Genomic DNA, 19,622 nt, shown 5'->3' with positions numbered 1-19,622 from the left:
TCATGAAATCATTACTCGACCTGTTCAAACAGTTCACGCCCGACGAGCATTTCGATGCCATCAAAATCGGCATGGCTTCGCCCGAGAAGATCCGTTCGTGGTCTTTCGGTGAAGTCAAGAAGCCTGAGACCATCAACTACCGCACTTTCAAGCCTGAACGTGACGGTTTGTTCTGCGCCAAGATTTTTGGCCCCATCAAAGACTACGAGTGTTTGTGCGGCAAGTACAAACGCCTCAAGCACCGTGGTGTGATCTGCGAGAAGTGCGGCGTTGAAGTCACACAGACCAAAGTGCGTCGCGAGCGCATGGGCCACATCGATTTGGCTGCACCTTGCGCCCACATCTGGTTCTTGAAGTCGCTGCCTTCCCGTTTGGGCTTGGTGCTCGACATGACACTGCGTGACATCGAACGCGTGCTGTACTTTGAAGCATATGTGGTGACCGATCCCGGCATGACCCCGTTGAAGAAATTCGCGATCATGACCGAAGACGACTACGACGCCAAAGTTGCTGAATACGGCGATGAATTCACTGCCAAGATGGGCGCTGAAGGCATCAAAGACTTGCTCGAAGTGTTGGATCTCGACGTTGAAATCGAGAAGCTGCGCAACGACCTGACGGGTTCTGAACTGAAGATCAAGAAAAACGCCAAGCGTTTGAAACTGATGGAAGCGTTCAAGAAGTCGGGCATCAAGCCTGAGTGGATGGTCCTGACCGTGCTGCCTGTGTTGCCACCTGACCTGCGTCCGTTGGTGCCACTGGACGGTGGCCGTTTCGCCACCTCAGACTTGAACGACTTGTACCGTCGCGTCATCAACCGCAACAGCCGTCTGCGTCGTTTGCTCGAACTCAAAGCGCCTGAAATCATCGCGCGCAATGAGAAGCGCATGCTGCAAGAAGCGGTGGATTCACTGCTGGACAACGGCCGTCGCGGCAAGGCCATGACAGGCGCCAACAAGCGCGCTTTGAAGTCACTGGCAGACATGATCAAAGGCAAGAGCGGTCGTTTCCGCCAAAACTTGCTGGGCAAGCGCGTCGACTACTCGGGTCGTTCGGTGATCACCGTAGGCCCAACCCTCAAGCTGCACCAGTGCGGTTTGCCCAAGTTGATGGCGCTCGAACTGTTCAAGCCTTTCATCTTCTCGCGTCTCGAAGCCATGGGCATTGCGACCACCATCAAGGCTGCCAAGAAAGAAGTTGAATCCGGCTCCGCCGTGGTGTGGGACATCTTGGAAGAGGTGATCAAAGAGCACCCCGTGATGTTGAACCGTGCGCCAACTTTGCACCGTTTGGGCATTCAAGCGTTCGAGCCGATCTTGATCGAAGGCAAAGCCATTCAGTTGCACCCCCTCGTTTGCTCGGCCTTCAACGCCGACTTCGATGGTGACCAAATGGCCGTTCACGTGCCTTTGTCTGTGGAAGCGCAGATGGAAGCCCGTACCTTGATGCTGGCTTCTAACAACATCTTGTTCCCTGCCAACGGCGAACCCTCCATCGTGCCGTCGCAAGACGTGGTGTTGGGCTTGTACTACGCCACCCGCGATCGCATCAACGGCAAAGGTGAAGGCTTGATCTTCTCCAACGTCGGCGAAGTGCAGCGCGCTTTGGATGCTGGTGCTGTCGAGTTGACCGCCAAGGTCAGCGTGCGCATGACCGAGTGGACCAAAGACAAAGAGTCGGGTGAATTCATTCCCTCAACCAGCTTGGTCGACACCACCGTCGGTCGTGCCCTGTTGTCGGAAATCCTGCCCAAAGGCTTGCCTTTCTCCAACCTCAACAAAGCGTTGAAGAAGAAAGAAATTTCCAAGCTCATCAACACGGCATTCCGCAAGTGCGGTTTGAAAGAGACCGTGGTGTTTGCCGACAAGCTGTTGCAAAACGGTTTCCGTCTGGCCACCCGCGCGGGTATTTCGATTGCCATTGACGACATGTTGGTGCCGACTGAAAAGCACGCCATCATTGCCGCGTCGGAAAAAGAAGTCAAAGACATCGAACAGCAATATGTGTCGGGTCTGGTGACGTCTGGCGAGCGCTACAACAAAGTGGTGGACATCTGGGGCAAGGCGGGTGACGCTGTGTCCAAGGTGATGATGGACCAACTCCGCAAAGAGAAGACCATTGACCGCCATGGCAACGAAGTCGAGCAAGAGTCGTTCAACTCCATCTACATGATGGCTGACTCAGGTGCGCGCGGTTCTGCCGCTCAGATTCGCCAGTTGGCGGGTATGCGTGGTTTGATGGCCAAGCCTGACGGCTCGATCATCGAGACCCCCATCACGGCGAACTTCCGTGAAGGTCTGAACGTGTTGCAGTACTTCATCTCGACACACGGTGCACGTAAAGGCTTGGCCGATACGGCGTTGAAGACCGCCAACTCGGGTTATCTGACCCGTCGTTTGGTTGACGTGACGCAAGACTTGGTCGTGACCGAGTTGGATTGCGGCACCTCCAACGGTCAGTTGATGCGCGCCATCGTCGAAGGCGGTGAGGTCATCGAATCACTGCGTGACCGTATCTTGGGTCGCACCGCGGCTGAAGACGTGGTACATCCCGAAACCCGTGCGGTGCTGGCCAAGGCTGGTGAGATGTTGGACGAAGACTTGATCGACGTCTTCGAAGCCGAAGGTGTGGACGAAGTGAAAGTGCGCACCGCACTCAACTGCGAAACCCGCTTTGGTTTGTGCGCCAAGTGCTATGGCCGTGACCTGGGTCGCGGTGGTTTGGTCAACAACGGTGAAGCGGTGGGCGTGATTGCTGCGCAGTCCATCGGTGAACCAGGTACCCAGCTGACCATGCGTACCTTCCACATCGGTGGTGCCGCATCGCGTGCAGCCATCGCTTCGAGCGTGGAAGCCAAGTCCAATGGCGTGATCGGCTTCAATGCCACGATGCGCTATGTGACCAACAGCAAAGGTGAGTTGGTGGTGATTTCTCGCTCAGGCGAAATCATCATCAGCGACGAACATGGCCGTGAGCGTGAGCGTCACAAAGTGCCCTACGGTGCGATCTTGTCGGTCAAGGCCGACCAGTCGCTCAAGGCGGGTGTGATCTTGGCCAACTGGGACCCATTGACCCGACCCATCATCACCGAATTCGCCGGCAAGGTGTTGTTCGAGAACGTGGAAGAAGGTCTGACGGTTGCCAAGCAATTGGATGAAGTGACGGGTCTGTCCACCTTGGTGGTGATCGATCCCAAGCGTCGCGGTTCGACCAAGGTGGTGCGTCCACAGGTCAAGCTGATCGATGCCGCTGGCAAAGAAGTCAAGATTCCTGGCACCGACCACGCCGTGACGATTGGCTTCCAAATTGGCGCGCTGATTCAGGTGCGTGATGGTCAAGATGTGGGCCCAGGCGAAGTGCTGGCCCGTATCCCTGTCGAGGGTCAAAAGACCCGCGACATCACCGGTGGTTTGCCGCGTGTGGCCGAGTTGTTCGAAGCCCGCAGCCCGAAAGACAAGGGCATGTTGGCCGAGATGACCGGTACCGTGTCGTTCGGTAAAGAGACCAAAGGCAAGGTTCGTTTGCAGATCACTGACCCAGAAGGCAAAGTGTGGGACGAGCTCATTCCGAAAGAGAAGAACATCTTGGTCCACGAAGGCCAAGTGGTCAACAAGGGCGAGAGCGTGGTGGACGGCCCAGCCGATCCACAAGACATCTTGCGTTTGCTCGGTATGGAAGAGCTGGCTCGTTACATCGTCGACGAAGTGCAAGACGTGTACCGCTTGCAGGGCGTGAAGATCAACGACAAGCACATTGAAGTGATCGTGCGTCAGATGCTGCGTCGTGTGGTCGTTGAAAACGTGGGCGACTCCAACTACATCGCCGGTGAGCAAGTGGAGCGTTCCGAAATTCTCAACACGAACGAAGCACTGCAAAAAGACGGCAAGATCCCAGCGACATTCAGCAACTTGTTGCTGGGTATCACCAAGGCATCGTTGTCGACCGATTCGTTCATCTCGGCTGCTTCCTTCCAGGAAACCACCCGCGTGTTGACCGAAGCGGCCATCATGGGCAAGCGCGACGAGTTGCGTGGCTTGAAGGAAAACGTCATTGTGGGTCGCCTGATTCCAGCAGGTACCGGCATGGCGTATCACAAAGCCCGCAAGGTCAAAGACGCCATGGACGACGCCGAGCGCCGTGCCATTGCCGAAGCCGAAGCTGCTGAGTTGGCGGAGGCCTCGGGAGAGGCCCACGCCGACGAAGGCGCTGGCGAGGAAGCGTAAAGTGACCCCACAACAAAGGCCCGCAAGGGCCTTTGTTGTTGATGGGGTGCGCGTGGCAATGCAAGACGAAAGGGAGCGGCATGTTGGATGCTTGGTGGTTTTGGATCTTGGTCGCGGTGTGCGTGTTTTGGGCCGTCGGTGCCTACCAGCGCCTGGTCAAGCTGCGTACGTTGGTGAACAAACAGTTTGCGGTGCTTGAAGAGCTGATGCTGCGCTACCAGGGGCTGGTGCAAGACGCCACCACCGCAGCGGTGACCTCGCCTTCTGGGTGGCACACAGCCGTGGCGCCTGAGTTGGGCGCGAGTCATTGGACACGCTTACAAGTGGCCGCCAATTTGTCCGCCATGGCATTGGCGCGCATGCAAGAGCATCCGCTGGAGCCTTCGTCTGCCATTGCGTTGGTGGCTACCAGCCGTGATTTACAAGATGCCTGGGGGGCGTTAACGCATCCAGACGTGTATTACGTCAGCGTGCCTGATGAATTGACACAGCGTTGGGCGGAGTTGAGCATTTCCATTCAGCCCGATGTGCAGCGCTTCAACCAGGCGGTACAGAACTACAACGAGGCCATTGCCATGTTCCCTGCCAACCTATTGGCGCGAGTTTTCAAATACAAACCAGGACGCCGACTCGAATGAATGCAAGCTCTGGTGCGCCTGTGGCGCTTTGGCAGCAGTTGCAAGCCGTGGCGCAAGCATTGGCCCAAGTGCGACGTGGAGTTTCTGGCACAGCCGCTTTAGACGCTGTGCCGTCAGCGCTGCGGCCGGGCGTACAGGCTTTGCTGTTTCAAGTGTTGCGGCAGCTTGGGCGTGCTCAGGCTTTGCGTGCGCAGCTGGCACCCCGTGCCCCAGCCCTGTTGCCAGATGCTTTGTTGTGTAGCGCGTTGGCGTTGGCCTGGGACGCTGACCATGCGCCCTATGAACCACATACTTTGGTCAATCAAGCCGTTGAGGCTGCGAAGAAGACCCGGGCTTTGCAAGGGCAAGCCAACTTCCTCAATGCGTGTCTGCGACGCTTTTTGCGTGAGCGTGATGCCTTGGTGCAGGCGACAGATCAAGACACCCAAGCCCAATGGAATCACCCGGCCTGGTGGATTCAGCGCTTGCAAAAAGACCATCCCTTGCATTGGCAAAGCATTTTGCAAGCCAACAACCAAGCGGCACCGATGACGTGGCGTGTGAACACCCAGCGCATCTCACGAGAGGCGCTGCAGCTGCGCTGGCATGAGGCAGGTATTGCTTCGGATCCGGTGGGCGAACAAGGCTTGGTACTGGGGCAAGCCCGTGCCGTGCGAGAGACTCCTGGCTTTGATGAAGGACTCTGCTCGGTGCAAGATTCTGCGGCGCAGTGCGCGGCACCGTTATTGCTGTCCGGACTCAGCCGCCCTCAGGGTAAAAACTTGCGCGTGTTGGATGCTTGTGCCGCGCCAGGAGGCAAGACGGCACATCTGCTGGAGCTGCTGGACCCAGAAGACCACGTCATTGCGTTAGACATTGACCCATTGCGTTGCGAGCGCATCGGTCAAAACCTACAGCGCATGGGCCTGAATGCGCAGGTGTTGGCTGCGGATGCCGCCCGTCCCCAGACATGGTGGGACGGTCAGTTATTTGATGCCGTGTTGTTGGACGCGCCTTGTACAGCTTCGGGCATCGTGCGTCGGCATCCGGACGTTCGCTGGTTGCGGCGCGAAACAGACGTGGCTCAACTGGCCGCGATCCAAAAAAACCTGCTCAACACCCTGTGGCCCTTGGTGCGCCCAGGTGGTCGTTTGTTGTACTGCACCTGCTCGGTTTTCAAGGCCGAGGGGGATGAGCAGGTCAAAACGTTTGTTGGACACAACACTGATGCCCAATTGCTGCCTTCTCTGGGGCATTTAAGACCCCAAACCATCGCGATGAGCACAGCCCTCGCCGACAATCTATTCGGTGACCACGATGGCTTTTATTACGCACTGTTGGAAAAAAAATTGGCGCCTTGAGTCGTTTTGGCGTCACTGCGTCTTCGCCATGCGTCGTCTGGGTGTGTCGATGCTGTGTCTTTGGGGCATGACTGCGGCATGGGCCATCACGCCAGTCGATTTACAAGGTTTGAAGATTCAGCGCCTAGAGCAAGGCGTGTATGTTTCGGCCAACTTGCAGTTTGATATGCCAGCCGTGTTGGAAGAGGCCATGTACAAGGGCGTGTCCTTGTACTTCGTCACGGAAATCGATATTTCGCGCGAGCGTTGGTATTTTTATGAACAACGTGTGGCCCATGCGGAGCGGCATGTGCGCTTGAGTTACATGCCATTGACGCGACGCTGGCGTGTCAGCGTTTCACCCCAGCCCTTCGGTGTCAGTGGATTGGGGGTAAGCCTAGGGCAAAGTTACGACACGCTGGATGAGGCGTTGGTGTCTGTGCGACGCATTGTCCAGTGGCGCATTGCCAATGCGGGTGATGTGGAGACGGATGTGCGCCAGAGCATTGAATTCAGTTTCCGACTCGACTTGAACCAACTGCCTCGTCCTTTGCAAATGGGGGCTGCAGGTCAGAGTGACTGGAACATCCGGTTGAGTAAATCCCAGCGACTTGTTTTGGAGCCGGGCCCATGAAAATCCACGCGCCAGAAAGCGTGAAGTTGACTGGTTTTCAGATGCGTTGGTTGATGGTGGTCAGCGCTGCCGTGGTGCTGGGGCTGGGGCTCGTGCTGTTGTTTCTATTGACGCAAGCCACTGACAACCGCGAGCTCTACGAGCGCAACTACCGACAACTGTTTGCTTTGAATGTGGTGGTGGCCACGCTGTTGATGCTGGTCATTGTGTGGCTTTCGCTGCGTTTGATGCTGCGTTTGAAACAAGGCAAATTTGGCAGCCGTTTGTTGCTCAAGATTGCAGCCACTTTCGCGTTGGTGGGGCTGTTGCCAGGCTTGTTGATTTACAGCGTGTCGTACCAGTTTGTGTCGCGTTCGATCGAGAGTTGGTTTGATGTCAAAGTCGAGGGCGCCTTGGATGCTGGCCTGAGTCTGGGACGTGCCACATTAGATAGCTTGGCCAGTGACTTGGGGCAGAAAACACGCTCAGCGACCAGCCAAATTGTGGATTTGCCGGACGCTTCTGTCGGACTGACCTTGGAGCGCTTGCGCGATCAATTAGCGGCGGACGATGTGATTTTGTGGAACACCAGTGGGCAGGCCGTCGCCAGTGCGGGGACCTCACGTTTCAAAATCAATCCAGACCGACCTTCTGTCGCCGAGCTGCGGCAAACCAAAACACAGGGCTGGGTCACCTCGATTGATGGTTTGGACGATGCCCAGCTCAAAGGTAATGCACAAGCCAAGATACGGGCCTTGGTCCTGGTGCCCGCGTCTGGTTTGGGCTTGTTGGCCGAGCCGCGTGTGTTGCAAGTCACCAAGAGCATTGCGCCTACCTTGGTCAGCAACGCACTGGCTGTTGAAGAAGCCTACCGGGAATACCAAGAGCGCGCCTTAGGTCGTGATGGGCTGCGCAGCATGTACATCGGAACCTTGACCCTGAGTTTGTTTTTGGCCGTGTTTGGTGCGGTTTTATTGGCGGTTTTACTTGGCAATCAACTGGCGCGCCCGCTCTTGATGTTGGCGCAGGGTGTGCGTGATGTGGCTGCCGGTGACTTGAGCCCCAAGCCTGCGTTGCAAGGGCGCGATGAATTGGGCGGCTTGACGCGTTCGTTTGCGCAGATGACCCAGCAATTGTCTGAAGCACGTGCTGCGGTGGACCGCAGCATGGGGCAGGTCAGCCATGCGCGCGCCAATTTGCAAACCATTTTGGATAACCTGACGGCGGGTGTGATCGTGCTGGATGAGCGGGGGGTGATTCAGTCATCGAATCCCGGTGCCACGCGCATTTTGCGTGTCCCCCTAGCGGCCTGGGAAGGGCGAGTGCTGGGAGATATTGAAGGCATGTCCGAGTTTGCACGACACGTGCAGCAAGAGTTTGAGGGCTTTCTCGGGGAACGCAGCCAGCACGGTCTTGATCATTGGCAACAGTCGTTCGAGTTGCATGCGACCTTGATGAGTCCTGCGGTTGAAATGGTGGACGACACCCGACAGCACATCACCTTGCTTGCACGTGGCGCGGTGCTGCCCAACAATGCACGTTTATTGGTGTTTGACGATATCTCTGAAATTGTGTCGGCCCAGCGTGCTCAAGCTTGGGGTGAGGTCGCGCGTCGGTTGGCGCATGAGATCAAAAACCCACTCACCCCCATCCAACTCTCGGCTGAGCGATTGGCCATGAAATTAGATGGCAAGCTGGCAGATCCAGAAAGACTGGTGCTGAACAAGTCAGTTAAAACCATCGTTGACCAAGTGGATGCGATGAAACGACTGGTCAATGAGTTTCGTGATTACGCCCGTTTACCCTTGGCGGAATTACATTCGTTGGATCTCAATGCGTTGGTTCAAGATGTGTTGCAGCTGTACGGCAACGAGAACGCGTTGGTTCCAGTTCGCGTGGAGTTGGATGTGGCGTGTCCAGCAATTCAAGGGGATGCACAGCAGTTGCGTCAAGTGGTGCACAACCTGTTACAAAACGCACAGGATGCCACCGAGGGTTCTTCTCAGCCAGAAGTCTCTATTGCCACCCAGTGGGTGTCCTCATCTGGGCGTGTCCGCCTTGTCGTGCGTGACAACGGCCCTGGATTTCCCGCGAAAATCCTCAAACGCGCCTTTGAGCCTTATGTGTCAACGAAAGCCCGTGGCACTGGATTGGGCTTGGCCGTTGTGAAGAAAATTGCTGATGAGCATGGGGCCCGTATTGACTTGAAAAATCGCGAACTATCTGGTGTCGTGGTGGGGGCTCAAGTGTCGTTATCATTCCCAGTTGTCGAGCAGCAACACTCCTTGCTCTAATTCAGCGAAACACGTTCATTCATGGCAAATATTTTGGTGGTTGATGACGAGTTGGGCATTCGTGACCTCTTGTCTGAAATTCTCAACGACGAAGGGCATGTTGTTGAGGTGGCCGAAAACGCGGCTGCAGCGCGAGCCGCCCGTCAGGCCGCACGGCCTGACTTGGTGCTGCTTGATATTTGGATGCCCGATATGGATGGCGTCACATTACTCAAAGAGTGGGCCAGTGCAGGTTTGTTGAACATGCCCGTGATCATGATGAGTGGTCATGCCACCATCGACACCGCGGTCGAAGCCACGCGTATTGGGGCTCAGGCATTTTTAGAGAAACCCATCACCCTGCAAAAGTTGCTCAAAGCGGTTGAGCATGGCTTGGCACGCAAGCCTGTCGCTGGCGTGGCATCTAAACAGAGCGCGATCACTGTGGGGCATGATGCTGCGGCAGTTTCGGTAGCGGTGACGCAAGCCGTCGTGCTGCCACCCACCCACCAGAGTTTTGAGTTGGATCTGCCACTGCGCGATGCGCGTGATGCATTTGAGCGTGCTTACTTTGAATTCCATCTGGGCCAAGAAAACGGCTCTATGACGCGTGTGGCTGAAAAAACAGGCCTTGAGCGCACTCACTTGTATCGCAAGCTCAAGCAGTTGGGCGTTGACCTGTCCAAGGCCAAGCGTCTCGCTTGAAAGGTCGTTATGCAGCGCTTAGTTTGCGCTGTCGATGAGCTCGTCATCCGTCATCGCTTTGCGTCGTGCGAAATTTATCAACGGCGTGTGTTGCGCCATCCAGCGCAATGCCAAGGCACCTAACACGGCCCCATTGATATCGCCAATCACCATGTAGAGCACTTGGTTTGGATCTACCAACTTTGACGGGTCAAGAAAGCTCCACACCAAATGGTGAGCCAAGGCATTCAACAAAGCGTAAAACAAGGCAAGTTTGAGTAAGTCAGACAGTTTGCTGATGGACAAACGGCGTTGCAACAAAATTTGCATCGCAAAAATCGACAAGCCAGCAACGCCAGCTGAGATGACGGTGTGGCACAAATCCAGCAGCCAGCTGTCCGTTGACCACCACATGAGCATCACCCCACCTATGGCAGTTGCTGCGGTTCCCCAAAACATGCCCAAGACCAGCACATTTGCCAAACGCAAAAAACTAGGCATGTAGATGAAACTGATATGGCTCGTCACCTCAAAATTTGACAGTAACCATCCGTTGAGCAAGTGGACACCGCAAAAAACAGCGCCGCCCAAAATAGCCAAGACAAACAGCGTGTAGGGGAATTCTGTCGATGTGTTGTGACTCATGTCGTCGTTAGTTGAAACCAAAAAATTACGGGCCCTTTGCGGCGCTTCAGGCCCCTCCAACGTCCAATGTACGAGATTTATACTGGCCGAATGAACGAGATCGTACAAAAGCGCCCAAAGCCTACACGCACGAATGACCCAGCCAGAACCATGGCTGAAATTTTAGAAGTCGCAACCTCAGAGTTTGCTGACAAAGGCTTGAGTGGGGCGCGTATTGATGAGATTGCTGCGGCCACACGCACCAGCAAGCGCATGATTTATTACTACTTCGGAAGCAAAGAAGGTCTGTACGTGGCGGTCTTGGAAGAGGCATACCGTCGTATGCGCCAGATCGAGAGCTCTTTGCATCTGGATGACTTGTCTCCACAAGAGGCGCTGGAGCGATTGGTTGGATTCACGTTTGATCATCATTCCAGCAACGAGTATTACGTGCGCTTGGTGATGAATGAGAATATCCAGCGCGGCCAATATCTGGGGCAAAGCAAAATCATCCAGCAACTGAATGTGCCCGCCATTGAGGCTATCCGGCGTCTGTATGACCGTGGTGTGGCGGCAGGGGTCTTTCGGCCCGGTCTAGATCCGGTGGATATCCATGCATCCATTTCGGCGTTGACCTTTTTCAATGTCTCTAATAAGCATACTTTTGGGTTGATCTTCAAGCGCGGGAAAGCTTCTGCTGCCGCCATTGCCCTGAGGCGAAAAAACATCGTCGATATGGTTTCGCGCTTTGTGCGCCAGTAACTCCCTGGGTTTAAGGGTTTTCACCAATAACCATAAAACTATCCAGTTCGTACATTACTGGATCGCTTTTTTTCGGAGGCATGTCACATGCTGACAAAATTTATTTCTATTTATTGCCGACTGCTTGAAGTCGTGATTGCGATTGCTTTGGCCGTGATGGTTGTTCTGGTGTTTGGCAACGTGATCTTGCGTTACGCCTTCAACTCAGGTCTCACGTTGTCGGAAGAGTTGTCGCGGTGGTTATTTGTATGGATGACGTTCTTGGGTGCCATCGTCGCCATGAAGGACGGTGCACATTTAGGTTCAGACACCTTGGTTTCAAAGTTGTCGGTGACAGGACAAAAAGTCTTCTTGGTGATTGGCCATGTCTTGATGCTGTTCATCTGCTGGCTGCTATTTGTCGGATCATTAAACCAAGCCATCATCAACTGGGACTCGACCAGTCCAGTGATGGAAGTCTCGATGGGGTACTTCTATGCCTGTGGCATGGTGCTCGCCGTGTCCGGCGCTTTGATCTTGGTAGACCGACTGTTGCGCTTGATGCTGGGCAAGTTGGAAAACAGCGAATTGATTGGTGTGCGGGAATCTGAAGAAGAGCCTGTCGACGCACCAGCACCTTTGAAATAAACAGCAAGGAAATCATCATGACGATTGCCGTATTTTTGGGCTCCTTGTTGGCTGCGATGGCTTTGGGTGTGCCAATTGCTTTTTCGTTGCTCTTGTGTGGTGCTGCACTCATGTTTCACATGGACATGTTTGACGCACAAATATTGGCGCAAAACGTGATCGAGGGCTCCAACAGCTTTCCTTTGCTGGCGGTGCCATTTTTCATGCTGGCTGGTGAGGTGATGAATACAGGGGGCTTGTCACGACGCATCGTTGACTTTGCGATGGCCTTAGTGGGGCACATCCGTGGCGGCTTGGGCTATGTGACGATTGTTGCTGCCTGTTTGCTGTCTGCACTGTCAGGCTCTGCGGTGGCTGATGCTGCGGCACTCACGGCCTTGTTGTTGCCCATGATGGTCAAGGCGGGCCACGACAAAGCCCGCAGCGGCGGTTTGATCGCTGCTTGTGGCGTGATCGGTCCGATCATTCCGCCTTCCATTGGTTTTGTGATTTTTGGCGTTGCTGCCAACGTGTCCATCAGCAAATTGTTTTTGGCAGGGATTTTCCCCGGCATCGTGTTGGCTGCAGGCTTGTGGGCGACTTGGTGGTGGTTGACCCGTCGCGAAGTATTGACACCTCCACCGCGCAAATCAGCCGCCGAAATCTTTGCTGCAATGCGCAGTGCAGGCTGGGCGTTGATGTTGCCGCTGATCATTTTGGTGGGCTTGCGCATGGGGGTATTCACGCCCACAGAAGCTGCGGTGGTGGCTGCTGTGTACGCGTTGTTTGTGGCGGGTGTGATTTACCGAGAGTTGACCTGGGGTCAGTTATTCCACGTGTTTCAAACAGCGGCTAAAACAACCGCAGTGATCATGTTCTTGGTGGCTGCTGCCATGGTGTCGGCGTGGTTGATCACAGTGGCCAACTTGCCATCACAAGTGGTGTCGTTGCTGGAGCCATTGCTGAGTAGCCCGACCCTGTTGATGGCCGCCATCATGGTTCTGTGCATGGTGGTGGGAACGGCCATGGACATGACGCCCACCATCTTGATCTTGACCCCTGTGTTGATGCCGATTGTCAAAGCCGCCGGCATTGACCCGGTTTACTTTGGTGTTTTGTTCATCATCAACAACTCCATTGGCTTGGTCACACCACCTGTTGGCACGGTCTTGAACGTCGTAGCTGGGGTAGGCCGCATGCGCATGGACGAGGTGACGCGTGGTGTGTTGCCTTTCATGGCGGTTCAGTTCATCGTTATGTTCTTGATGGTGTTGTTCCCTTCCATCGTGATGGTGCCGGCTCGCTGGTTCTATTGAAACTCTTGAATACCGCCTGCACGGGTACGCCAGGCGGCGTCAGAAATTTTTGATGCGTACGACCTCAACTTAATTTTGGAGACTTTGTCATGAAACGCTTTTTCATCAAATCTGTGCTGGCTACTGTGGCCATGGCTGCTGTTGGCTTCGCAAGCGCGCAAGACATCAAAGAGCGCACCCTCAAGTTTGGTTTGAATGGCCCAGAGGGACACCCTGCCGTGGCCGGTATGAAGGCATTTGCTGAATCGGTGGCTGCTAAGTCTGGCGGCAAGATCAAGGTGCAGCTGTTTTTGAACGGTGCACTCGGTAGCGACCAAGCGGTCGTCTCCTCTCTCAAAGGCGGCACCATTGAGATGGCGGTCATGAACTCAGGCATCTTGGCCAGCGAAGTCAAGGCCTTGGAGATCTTTGACTTCCCCTTCTTGTTCGCCAACGAGAAAGAAGCTGACGCTATTGCTGACGGACCGATTGGCCAAAAGATGCATGCGCAGCTGCAAGACAAGGGTATTGTCGGCTTGTCTTATTGGGAACTGGGTTTTCGCAGCATCACCAACAGCAAACGTGCGTTGAACAAAGTTGAAGACATCGAAGGCCTGAAGCTGCGCGTGATTCCTAACGCCATCAACGTGGACTGGGTCAAAGCCCTGGGCGCCAACCCCACCCCGCTGCCTTTCCCTGAGGTGTATGCGGCCATGGAGCAAAAAGCCATTGACGGTCAAGAAAACCCCGTCTCCGTGATTGCCGCCAACAAGTTTTGGGAAGTGCAAAAGTATGTGACATTGACCAATCACCAGTACAACCCGCAATCGGTGATTTTTAGCAAAAAAGTGTGGGACTCTTTGAGCCTTACAGAGAAAAAAATCATCGACGACTCAGCCGATGCTGCTGCGAAAAACCAACGTACGCAGTCGCGCGCTGCTTTGGCTGCCAACTTAGAGTTGCTCAAGAAAAACGGCATGATGGTTTCGCAATTCACGCCTGCTGAAGTGGCCAAGCTGCGTGAAAAAATGAAACCTGTCATCGACAAACACAGTGCTGCTGTGGGCCCGATCGTTGCGGAAGTTCAGGCCGAATTGGCCAAGATGCGCAAGTAATCTGTCGCTTGATATTGCAGCGGGGCAGCCATTGCCCGCTGCCTTTTTTAATCTGAAAAAAAGATAGCCATGAAAATTTTGATGCTCAATGGGATCAACCTCAATATGTTCGGTAAACGTGACCCAGCCCAATACGGCACCATCACGTTGGATGAGATCAACGCCAGCATGAAAAAGCTTGCTGCTGAGTTGGGCGTTGAGGTTGAGTGCTTTCAGACGAACAACGAAGGTGAGATGTGTGAGCGCATTCATCAAGGCTTTGTCGACAACGTCGATGCGGTGTTGATCAATGCAGGTGCCTGGACGCACTACAGCTATGGCATACGTGACGCGCTGGCCATTCTGACTTGTCCTATTGTTGAGCTGCACATGTCTAACATCCATGCGCGCGAAGAGTTTCGTCATCACTCGGTGTTTGGTGCAATCGTCAAAGGCCAAATCTGCGGGTTTGGTGAAGACAGTTATTTGTTGGCTTTGCGCGCAGGCGTGACGGCTGCGAAAAACGCAAAGAAAAAATAAGCACCATGATCAACGGCAACACTGAAATCATTGCCCACATCGGTTATCCGACGCATAGCTTCAAGTCCCCGATGATTTACAACCCGTACTTCGAACAGGCCGGGATCAATGCTGTGGTTGTCCCCATGGGATGTCAGACGCCGGACTACCCCGCGTTTTTGAAATCTGTTTTTGCATTGACCAACATCCGTGGTGCCTTGATCACGATGCCGCACAAGGTGACCACTGTGGGTTTGTTGGATGAAGTCACCGCCACTGTCAAAGTGGCGGGCGCATGCAATGCCGTCAAGCGCACTCCGGATGGCCGTCTAGTGGGTGATATGTTCGACGGCGCGGGTTTTGTCCGTGGGGTGCAACGCAAGGGCTTGAACTTACAGGGCGCGCGCGTGTTGGTGGTGGGCAGTGGGGGCGTGGGTTGTGCAATAGCGGCATCCTTGGCCGGTGCTGGTATTGCTGCCATCAGCTTGTTTGATGTGAACACGACCTCTGCTGAGGCATTAGGGCAGCGTTTGAAGAAAAACTATCCTGGCATCGATGTCAGCACAGGGTCAAACGATCCAGCAGGTTTTGATTTGGTGGTCAATGCCACGCCGATGGGGATGAGCGAAGGCGACCCCCTGCCCATGGATGTTTCGCGTTTGTCGCCAGATACTTTTGTGGGTGAGGTGGTGATGCGGTCAGAAATCACCGCATTTCTAGCGGCTGCTCAAGCACGTGGTTGTCGTGTTCAAGTAGGGGCGGACATGCTGTTTGAACAAATTCCTGCCTATCTGGAATATTTTGGTTTTCCAACCACCACGGCTGAAAACTTGCGTTCAGTGGCTCAACTTTGAGCTTGCAAAATTGGCCATTTGACAGTGCTACAATTGCCGTCTTGGCCCGGTAGCTCAGTTGGTAGAGCAGCGGATTGAAAATCCGCGTGTCGGCAGTTCGATTCTGCCCCAGGCCACCAGATTCACCCCGTAGTAACGCAAGTTGCTACGGGGTTTTTCTTTGTCCCGTCACTTGTACTTGCGTGCGATGTTGGCGTATGTCTCAAAAACCCCCTTCGCAGCTGTGTTTTTGTTGATGATCTCGGTGGCTGTTTGGTTGACCACCTTGGAGAACGTGGCCGCTTCATCTGTGGACAAGCTGACCAATTGGCCACCGTTTTGTGTCCAGACATCACGTGCACGTGTGATGTCTTGCACGCCAAATTCATTGGCTGCAGCTTCGGATTTTGCTGCTTCTTCCTGCACGATAGCGCGCAGATCGGCTGGGAGCTTGGTCAACCAGGCTTTGTTGCAAGCAATAACCACAATGAGTGGCCACTGGGGCAACTGGGTTTGGTACTTGGCCGCGTCGTAGAACTTGAGTGCGGAGAACACGGTACTGGCCGCGATGAACCCGTCAATGGCGCCGTTTTGCAATGCGGGCATGACTTCAGACAGTGGCATGGGCACAGGTGCACCACCGAGTTTTTTGATGGGCTCCATCTGCAAGGGCGTACTCAGCACCCGAATTTTTTGACCATTCAAATCAGCCAATGTTCGGATGGGTTTGCGCGACACCAAGTTCTGCGGGCTGTGCATGAAAACAGAAATGCTTTCCAAACCGCGGTTGCCACCAAAGCTAAAAATCAGCTTGCGCATTTCAGGGTCTTGGAAGGCCTTGACCGCGTGTGGGGTGTCATGGATGACGCCTGGCACATCAAATACCTCGAAGCGAGGGTCTAAGCTGGTGAGAAAACTGGATGCCGTAGCAAAGCACTCGATGGTGCCCATGGCTGTGCCCTCGACCATGCGTGGAATGGCGCCCAACTGGCTGGCAGGATAAAGCTCAACCTTGATACGCCCCCCTGTTCGGTTTTCGATCGCGGCCTGAAAAGATTTCATCCAGAAATGCTGCACATCGTTGATGGTGGCTGCAGCGATTTTCATCACGATTTGGTTTTGCGCATTGACTTGCAGCAACGGGCCTGCGGCGACCGTGCTCGCTGCCAGTGACATCAAATTGCGGCGTGAGATGTATGTGTTCATGGTTGTCTCCTGTTGTGATGAGGGAAAGTGGGTCAATAAATCCAACGCACCATGGCCAGTGACAGCCATGGGATGTAAGTGATCAGCGCCAATGCGATCAGATAGAGGTAGATGAACGGCACGATGCCCCGGTAAATCACGGGAAGCGGAAAGCGGAATAACGATTGGGTCACAAAGATGTTCAACCCAAAGGGCGGATGAAACATGCCAATGGCCAAGTTGGTGGTGATGACGATGCCGAAATGCACCGGGTCGATGCCTGCTGCTTTGACCAAAGGCATCAATAAGGGGGTAAGCACGAGGATGGCAGACAAAGGATCAATGAAACAGCCCACGATGAGAAACAGCACATTGAGCGCCAACAAAATCATCCAGGGTGTGAGCTGCCAACCGCTCACCACTTCCACCAATGTGGCGGGTATTTGGTTGACGGTGAGCAACCAGCCAAACACATTCGCGCAAGCCACGATCACCAAAATTTGTGCGGTCAGTGTGACCGTGCGTGAGGCACAGCCCACGATTTGTGACCAACTCATATCTTGGTAGATGTAGCGTGCGACGAACGCTGCATACACGCAAGCCAACGCGGCAGACTCCGTGGGCGAGACAAACCCGCCGTAGATTCCCCCCAAGATGATGAACGGGGCCCCCAGCGCCCACGTACCGCTGGCCAGTGCATGCAAGAACACTGGCATGGAGAAGGGTTGACCGTCAGAGATGTTGAGCTTGCGCGCAATCCAGACGACGTACACCGCCAAGATGGCAGCAATCACCAAGCCAGGAATCACGCCAGCGGCATACAACTTAGGGACAGATTCTGAAGCTGCAGCCGCATATATGATCAGTGGGACTGAGGGTGGAATGATGATGTCGATGGCGCCCACAGCCGTGATCAGGCCCGCGCGGAATGTATCGGGATAACCGCGTTCTTTCAGCGGTGGCAACATGAGCTGGCCAACGGTGGCGACCGTGGCTGCACTGGCGCCTGACATCGCTCCAAAGATCGCGGAGGTTCCCACCGTGGTCAACGGCAGACTGCCACGCATTGAGCCGATGCCAGACTGAAGAATATCCACAATCCGTTTGGCTACGCTGCCATGCCCCATCAACTCACCCGCGAAAATGAAGAAGGGCACCGACAGCAGTGCAAAGCTGTCGACCGCACCAAAGAGGGTTTGGTGCAAGGCGGCAGGGGGAACGCTCATCACAAATAAGACGGTGACGGCCGAAGCGCTCAACAAAACCAAAAAAATCGGCATGCCCATGAGCAGCAAGACCACAGGAAGCAACGCTAAAGAGTAAGTCATGACGTGAAGTGATTACGCACACGCTGTTGCAGCAGTGCTTTGAGTTCGATAAGACTGCACAGCAACATACCGGTGAAGCCGACCACGACGCTGATGTGCGGTATCCACATCGGAATTTCTGCAGCATCGCTTTTTTGCTCCATACCGTAGATTTGGTAAGTGAAGTCGGATGACACCCACACCATCACTGCGCATACGCTCATCGTGAGCAGTGCTTCTGCGAGATGACGCCACCAAGCCCAGCGTGGGCTCAGGTTCATGGTGAGCACATCCATACGCAGGTGCATACGCCGCAAAGCCGCCATGGCTGCGCCCAGAAAGATCAGCCAGATCATGGTGAAGACTTGAACTTCGTCCGCACCCGTGATGGGGGTGCCCGCCACATAGCGCCCTGTCGCACTGGCAAAGTTCAGTAATACAACCAGAATAAAAATAACCCCCGAGAAGCGCTCAAGGCGGTCAAGCAGCCGATGAAATTCAGGCGAAGGATGGTGGTGTTCTGATGCGTGTGCATCATCTTCTGTCGAACTTTTGAGGGCGTGATCAGTCATGTCTCATTCTAGGAATTGGGTATGTCGGTGGGTGATTTGGATCATCGATAGCGTGTATTTGCGGGATGAATTTGCATGCGGGAATACACCTAATCAGTTGGTATCTGAAGGCAACTCCGCATGGGCAGAGGACAGGCCCGTGACAGTGGAGAAGTCATTGAAGAGTGCAAAAGCCAACTCACGCAACCAGCGGTGTCCCGGGTCTTGATGCACACGCTCATGCCACTGCTGACGTATCTGAAACGGTTGCACCGGAAACGGCACGTCAACTACGGTCAGTGCCGAGTGATGACTTGCAATTGCCTGAGCCAGACGGCTTGGCAGTGTGACCAACAAGTTGGAGTCTTTGATAATTTCCACAAACCCTTGCGCGTGTGCCGCGGCATAAACGATGTTGCGTTGGTCGGGTACGCCTGCGCGTTGCAGCATGGATTCAAGCTCTAGGTCGGTCGAGCCGTGTGGTCTGAAGGAGAGGTGTTCGGCCTGAAGGTAGTCGCTCAGGGTGAGCCCTGTTTGCGCCAGTGGATTGTTGTGGCTCATGACCACGACGAAGGATTCATAGAACAAACGTTGCTGGTAGAACGCTGGCCCCATGCCACTCCAACTGCCAATCGCCAGTTCAATGTGCCCATTGAGTAAGCCGTTGCGGGTTTCGGCAGGCGACAACGCCACAGTTTCAATTTTGATGTGGGGTGCCAACTCACGCATGCTGTTGAACAAGCGCGGCATCATCACCAAATGCCCGACCTCGTTGATGGCAATGCGAAACAGTCGCTTAGATTTCTCGACGTCAAAGTGACGCCCCATGTCGATGGCTTGGTTCAACTGACCTAGGCCCGCGCTAGCGGGGCCGATCAAACGTTCTGCCAAAGGTGTGGGCACCATGCCTTCCATGGTGCGCACAAACAGCGCATCGTTGAATCGTTCGCGCAAGCGTTTGAGCGAATTGCTCACAGCCGATTGAGTGATATTGAGTTGCTCGCCTGCGAGCGTCACGCTGCGTGTGGCGTAAATGGCATGGAATACCAAAAATAAATTCAGGTCGATGGCGTGCAAATTCATGGCAGCCATTCGG

The 19,622-nt window shown here is 54.6% G+C and carries 17 protein-coding genes and 1 tRNA gene; 13 read left to right on the top strand and 5 right to left on the bottom strand.

Features of this window, described 5'->3' with window-relative positions:
- Window positions 1-2 precede the first annotated feature (2 nt).
- The 6 genes from rpoC to B9Z41_RS11650 all read left to right on the top strand — a co-directional run bounded on the left by rpoC (window position 3) and on the right by B9Z41_RS11650 (window position 9,771).
- Window positions 3-4,223, top strand: coding sequence for a DNA-directed RNA polymerase subunit beta' (rpoC, locus tag B9Z41_RS11675; protein WP_100147234.1), 4,221 nt, complete (start codon window positions 3-5; stop codon window positions 4,221-4,223).
- A gap of 80 nt (window positions 4,224-4,303) precedes the next feature.
- Window positions 4,304-4,861, top strand: a complete 558-nt coding sequence (locus tag B9Z41_RS11670) for a LemA family protein (RefSeq protein ID WP_158236171.1) — start codon at window positions 4,304-4,306, stop codon at window positions 4,859-4,861.
- Complete coding sequence (gene rsmB / locus B9Z41_RS11665; RefSeq protein ID WP_100147232.1) at window positions 4,858-6,201, top strand: 16S rRNA (cytosine(967)-C(5))-methyltransferase RsmB; 1,344 nt, start codon at window positions 4,858-4,860, stop codon at window positions 6,199-6,201. The genes B9Z41_RS11670 and rsmB overlap by 4 nt, the downstream gene beginning before the upstream one ends.
- A gap of 28 nt (window positions 6,202-6,229) precedes the next feature.
- The gene (locus B9Z41_RS11660) at window positions 6,230-6,814 is read left to right on the top strand and encodes a DUF4390 domain-containing protein (RefSeq protein ID WP_233202651.1); all 585 of its coding nucleotides are present in this window, start codon (window positions 6,230-6,232) and stop codon (window positions 6,812-6,814) included.
- Window positions 6,811-9,087 (top strand): ATP-binding protein, encoded by a 2,277-nt coding sequence (locus B9Z41_RS11655; RefSeq protein WP_100147231.1) that lies wholly within the window; start codon window positions 6,811-6,813, stop codon window positions 9,085-9,087. Before B9Z41_RS11660 ends, B9Z41_RS11655 begins: the two co-directional genes overlap by 4 nt.
- A gap of 21 nt (window positions 9,088-9,108) precedes the next feature.
- A complete protein-coding gene (locus B9Z41_RS11650; protein ID WP_100147230.1) occupies window positions 9,109-9,771 on the top strand; it encodes a response regulator in 663 nt (220 codons plus the stop codon).
- An 18-nt stretch (window positions 9,772-9,789) separates the two neighbouring features.
- Here B9Z41_RS11650 and B9Z41_RS11645 read toward each other — a convergent pair whose 3' ends face one another.
- Window positions 9,790-10,395 carry a hypothetical protein gene (locus B9Z41_RS11645; protein ID WP_100147229.1) on the bottom strand — a complete coding sequence of 202 codons (606 nt, stop codon included), beginning with the start codon at window positions 10,393-10,395 and terminating at the stop codon, window positions 9,790-9,792.
- A 66-nt stretch (window positions 10,396-10,461) separates the two neighbouring features.
- Between B9Z41_RS11645 and B9Z41_RS11640 the strand changes: the two genes are divergently transcribed.
- The 7 genes from B9Z41_RS11640 (at window position 10,462) to B9Z41_RS11610 (ending at window position 15,623) form a co-directional block, all read left to right on the top strand.
- Window positions 10,462-11,136, top strand: a complete 675-nt coding sequence (locus B9Z41_RS11640; protein ID WP_369823325.1) for a TetR/AcrR family transcriptional regulator — start codon at window positions 10,462-10,464, stop codon at window positions 11,134-11,136.
- Window positions 11,137-11,223: 87 nt separating this feature from the next.
- Window positions 11,224-11,763, top strand: coding sequence for a TRAP transporter small permease (locus tag B9Z41_RS11635; RefSeq protein WP_100147228.1), 540 nt, complete (start codon window positions 11,224-11,226; stop codon window positions 11,761-11,763).
- Between the two features lie 17 nt (window positions 11,764-11,780).
- A complete protein-coding gene (locus B9Z41_RS11630; RefSeq protein WP_100147227.1) occupies window positions 11,781-13,058 on the top strand; it encodes a TRAP transporter large permease subunit in 1,278 nt (425 codons plus the stop codon).
- Between the two features lie 89 nt (window positions 13,059-13,147).
- Window positions 13,148-14,152, top strand: a complete 1,005-nt coding sequence (locus B9Z41_RS11625; protein WP_100147226.1) for a DctP family TRAP transporter solute-binding subunit — start codon at window positions 13,148-13,150, stop codon at window positions 14,150-14,152.
- Between the two features lie 69 nt (window positions 14,153-14,221).
- Entirely contained in the window at window positions 14,222-14,671 is a 450-nt protein-coding gene (gene aroQ, locus B9Z41_RS11620; protein ID WP_100147225.1) for a type II 3-dehydroquinate dehydratase, read from the top strand.
- A gap of 5 nt (window positions 14,672-14,676) precedes the next feature.
- Window positions 14,677-15,504 (top strand): shikimate dehydrogenase, encoded by an 828-nt coding sequence (locus B9Z41_RS11615; RefSeq protein ID WP_100147224.1) that lies wholly within the window; start codon window positions 14,677-14,679, stop codon window positions 15,502-15,504.
- Between the two features lie 43 nt (window positions 15,505-15,547).
- A tRNA-Phe gene (locus tag B9Z41_RS11610) sits at window positions 15,548-15,623 on the top strand.
- Window positions 15,624-15,672: 49 nt separating this feature from the next.
- On the opposite strand, the gene B9Z41_RS11605 is transcribed toward B9Z41_RS11610, so the two are convergent.
- The 4 genes from B9Z41_RS11605 to B9Z41_RS11590 all read right to left on the bottom strand — a co-directional run bounded on the left by B9Z41_RS11605 (window position 15,673) and on the right by B9Z41_RS11590 (window position 19,609).
- The gene (locus B9Z41_RS11605; RefSeq protein ID WP_158236170.1) at window positions 15,673-16,689 is read right to left on the bottom strand and encodes a TRAP transporter substrate-binding protein; all 1,017 of its coding nucleotides are present in this window, start codon (window positions 16,687-16,689) and stop codon (window positions 15,673-15,675) included.
- 32 nt (window positions 16,690-16,721) lie between these two features.
- Complete coding sequence (locus B9Z41_RS11600) at window positions 16,722-17,996, bottom strand: TRAP transporter large permease (protein ID WP_100147222.1); 1,275 nt, start codon at window positions 17,994-17,996, stop codon at window positions 16,722-16,724.
- The gene (locus B9Z41_RS11595; RefSeq protein ID WP_100147221.1) at window positions 17,993-18,547 is read right to left on the bottom strand and encodes a TRAP transporter small permease; all 555 of its coding nucleotides are present in this window, start codon (window positions 18,545-18,547) and stop codon (window positions 17,993-17,995) included. Before B9Z41_RS11595 ends, B9Z41_RS11600 begins: the two co-directional genes overlap by 4 nt.
- A 93-nt stretch (window positions 18,548-18,640) precedes the next feature.
- Window positions 18,641-19,609, bottom strand: a complete 969-nt coding sequence (locus tag B9Z41_RS11590; protein WP_100147259.1) for a LysR family transcriptional regulator — start codon at window positions 19,607-19,609, stop codon at window positions 18,641-18,643.
- Window positions 19,610-19,622: the final 13 nt, after the last annotated feature.

Source organism: Limnohabitans sp. JirII-31 (genome assembly GCF_002778315.1).
Classification (GTDB): Bacteria; Pseudomonadota; Gammaproteobacteria; order Burkholderiales; family Burkholderiaceae_C; genus Limnohabitans.
Note: the sequence above shows the minus strand (reverse complement) of the source record. Positions and strands in the feature narration are given on the sequence as shown.

Excerpts from the sequence above, each read along its gene's own strand:
- rpoC (WP_100147234.1), top strand. The coding sequence starts at position 3 with ATGAAATCATTACTCGACCTGTTCAAACAGTTCACGCCCGACGAGCAT.
- B9Z41_RS11670 (WP_158236171.1), top strand. The coding sequence starts at position 4,304 with ATGTTGGATGCTTGGTGGTTTTGGATCTTGGTCGCGGTGTGCGTGTTT.
- rsmB (WP_100147232.1), top strand. The coding sequence starts at position 4,858 with ATGAATGCAAGCTCTGGTGCGCCTGTGGCGCTTTGGCAGCAGTTGCAA.
- B9Z41_RS11660 (WP_233202651.1), top strand. The coding sequence starts at position 6,230 with ATGCGTCGTCTGGGTGTGTCGATGCTGTGTCTTTGGGGCATGACTGCG.
- B9Z41_RS11655 (WP_100147231.1), top strand. The coding sequence starts at position 6,811 with ATGAAAATCCACGCGCCAGAAAGCGTGAAGTTGACTGGTTTTCAGATG.
- B9Z41_RS11650 (WP_100147230.1), top strand. The coding sequence starts at position 9,109 with ATGGCAAATATTTTGGTGGTTGATGACGAGTTGGGCATTCGTGACCTC.
- B9Z41_RS11645 (WP_100147229.1), bottom strand. The coding sequence starts at position 10,395 with ATGAGTCACAACACATCGACAGAATTCCCCTACACGCTGTTTGTCTTG.
- B9Z41_RS11640 (WP_369823325.1), top strand. The coding sequence starts at position 10,462 with ATGTACGAGATTTATACTGGCCGAATGAACGAGATCGTACAAAAGCGC.
- B9Z41_RS11635 (WP_100147228.1), top strand. The coding sequence starts at position 11,224 with ATGCTGACAAAATTTATTTCTATTTATTGCCGACTGCTTGAAGTCGTG.
- B9Z41_RS11630 (WP_100147227.1), top strand. The coding sequence starts at position 11,781 with ATGACGATTGCCGTATTTTTGGGCTCCTTGTTGGCTGCGATGGCTTTG.
- B9Z41_RS11625 (WP_100147226.1), top strand. The coding sequence starts at position 13,148 with ATGAAACGCTTTTTCATCAAATCTGTGCTGGCTACTGTGGCCATGGCT.
- aroQ (WP_100147225.1), top strand. The coding sequence starts at position 14,222 with ATGAAAATTTTGATGCTCAATGGGATCAACCTCAATATGTTCGGTAAA.
- B9Z41_RS11615 (WP_100147224.1), top strand. The coding sequence starts at position 14,677 with ATGATCAACGGCAACACTGAAATCATTGCCCACATCGGTTATCCGACG.
- B9Z41_RS11605 (WP_158236170.1), bottom strand. The coding sequence starts at position 16,689 with ATGAACACATACATCTCACGCCGCAATTTGATGTCACTGGCAGCGAGC.
- B9Z41_RS11600 (WP_100147222.1), bottom strand. The coding sequence starts at position 17,996 with ATGACTTACTCTTTAGCGTTGCTTCCTGTGGTCTTGCTGCTCATGGGC.
- B9Z41_RS11595 (WP_100147221.1), bottom strand. The coding sequence starts at position 18,547 with ATGACTGATCACGCCCTCAAAAGTTCGACAGAAGATGATGCACACGCA.
- B9Z41_RS11590 (WP_100147259.1), bottom strand. The coding sequence starts at position 19,609 with ATGAATTTGCACGCCATCGACCTGAATTTATTTTTGGTATTCCATGCC.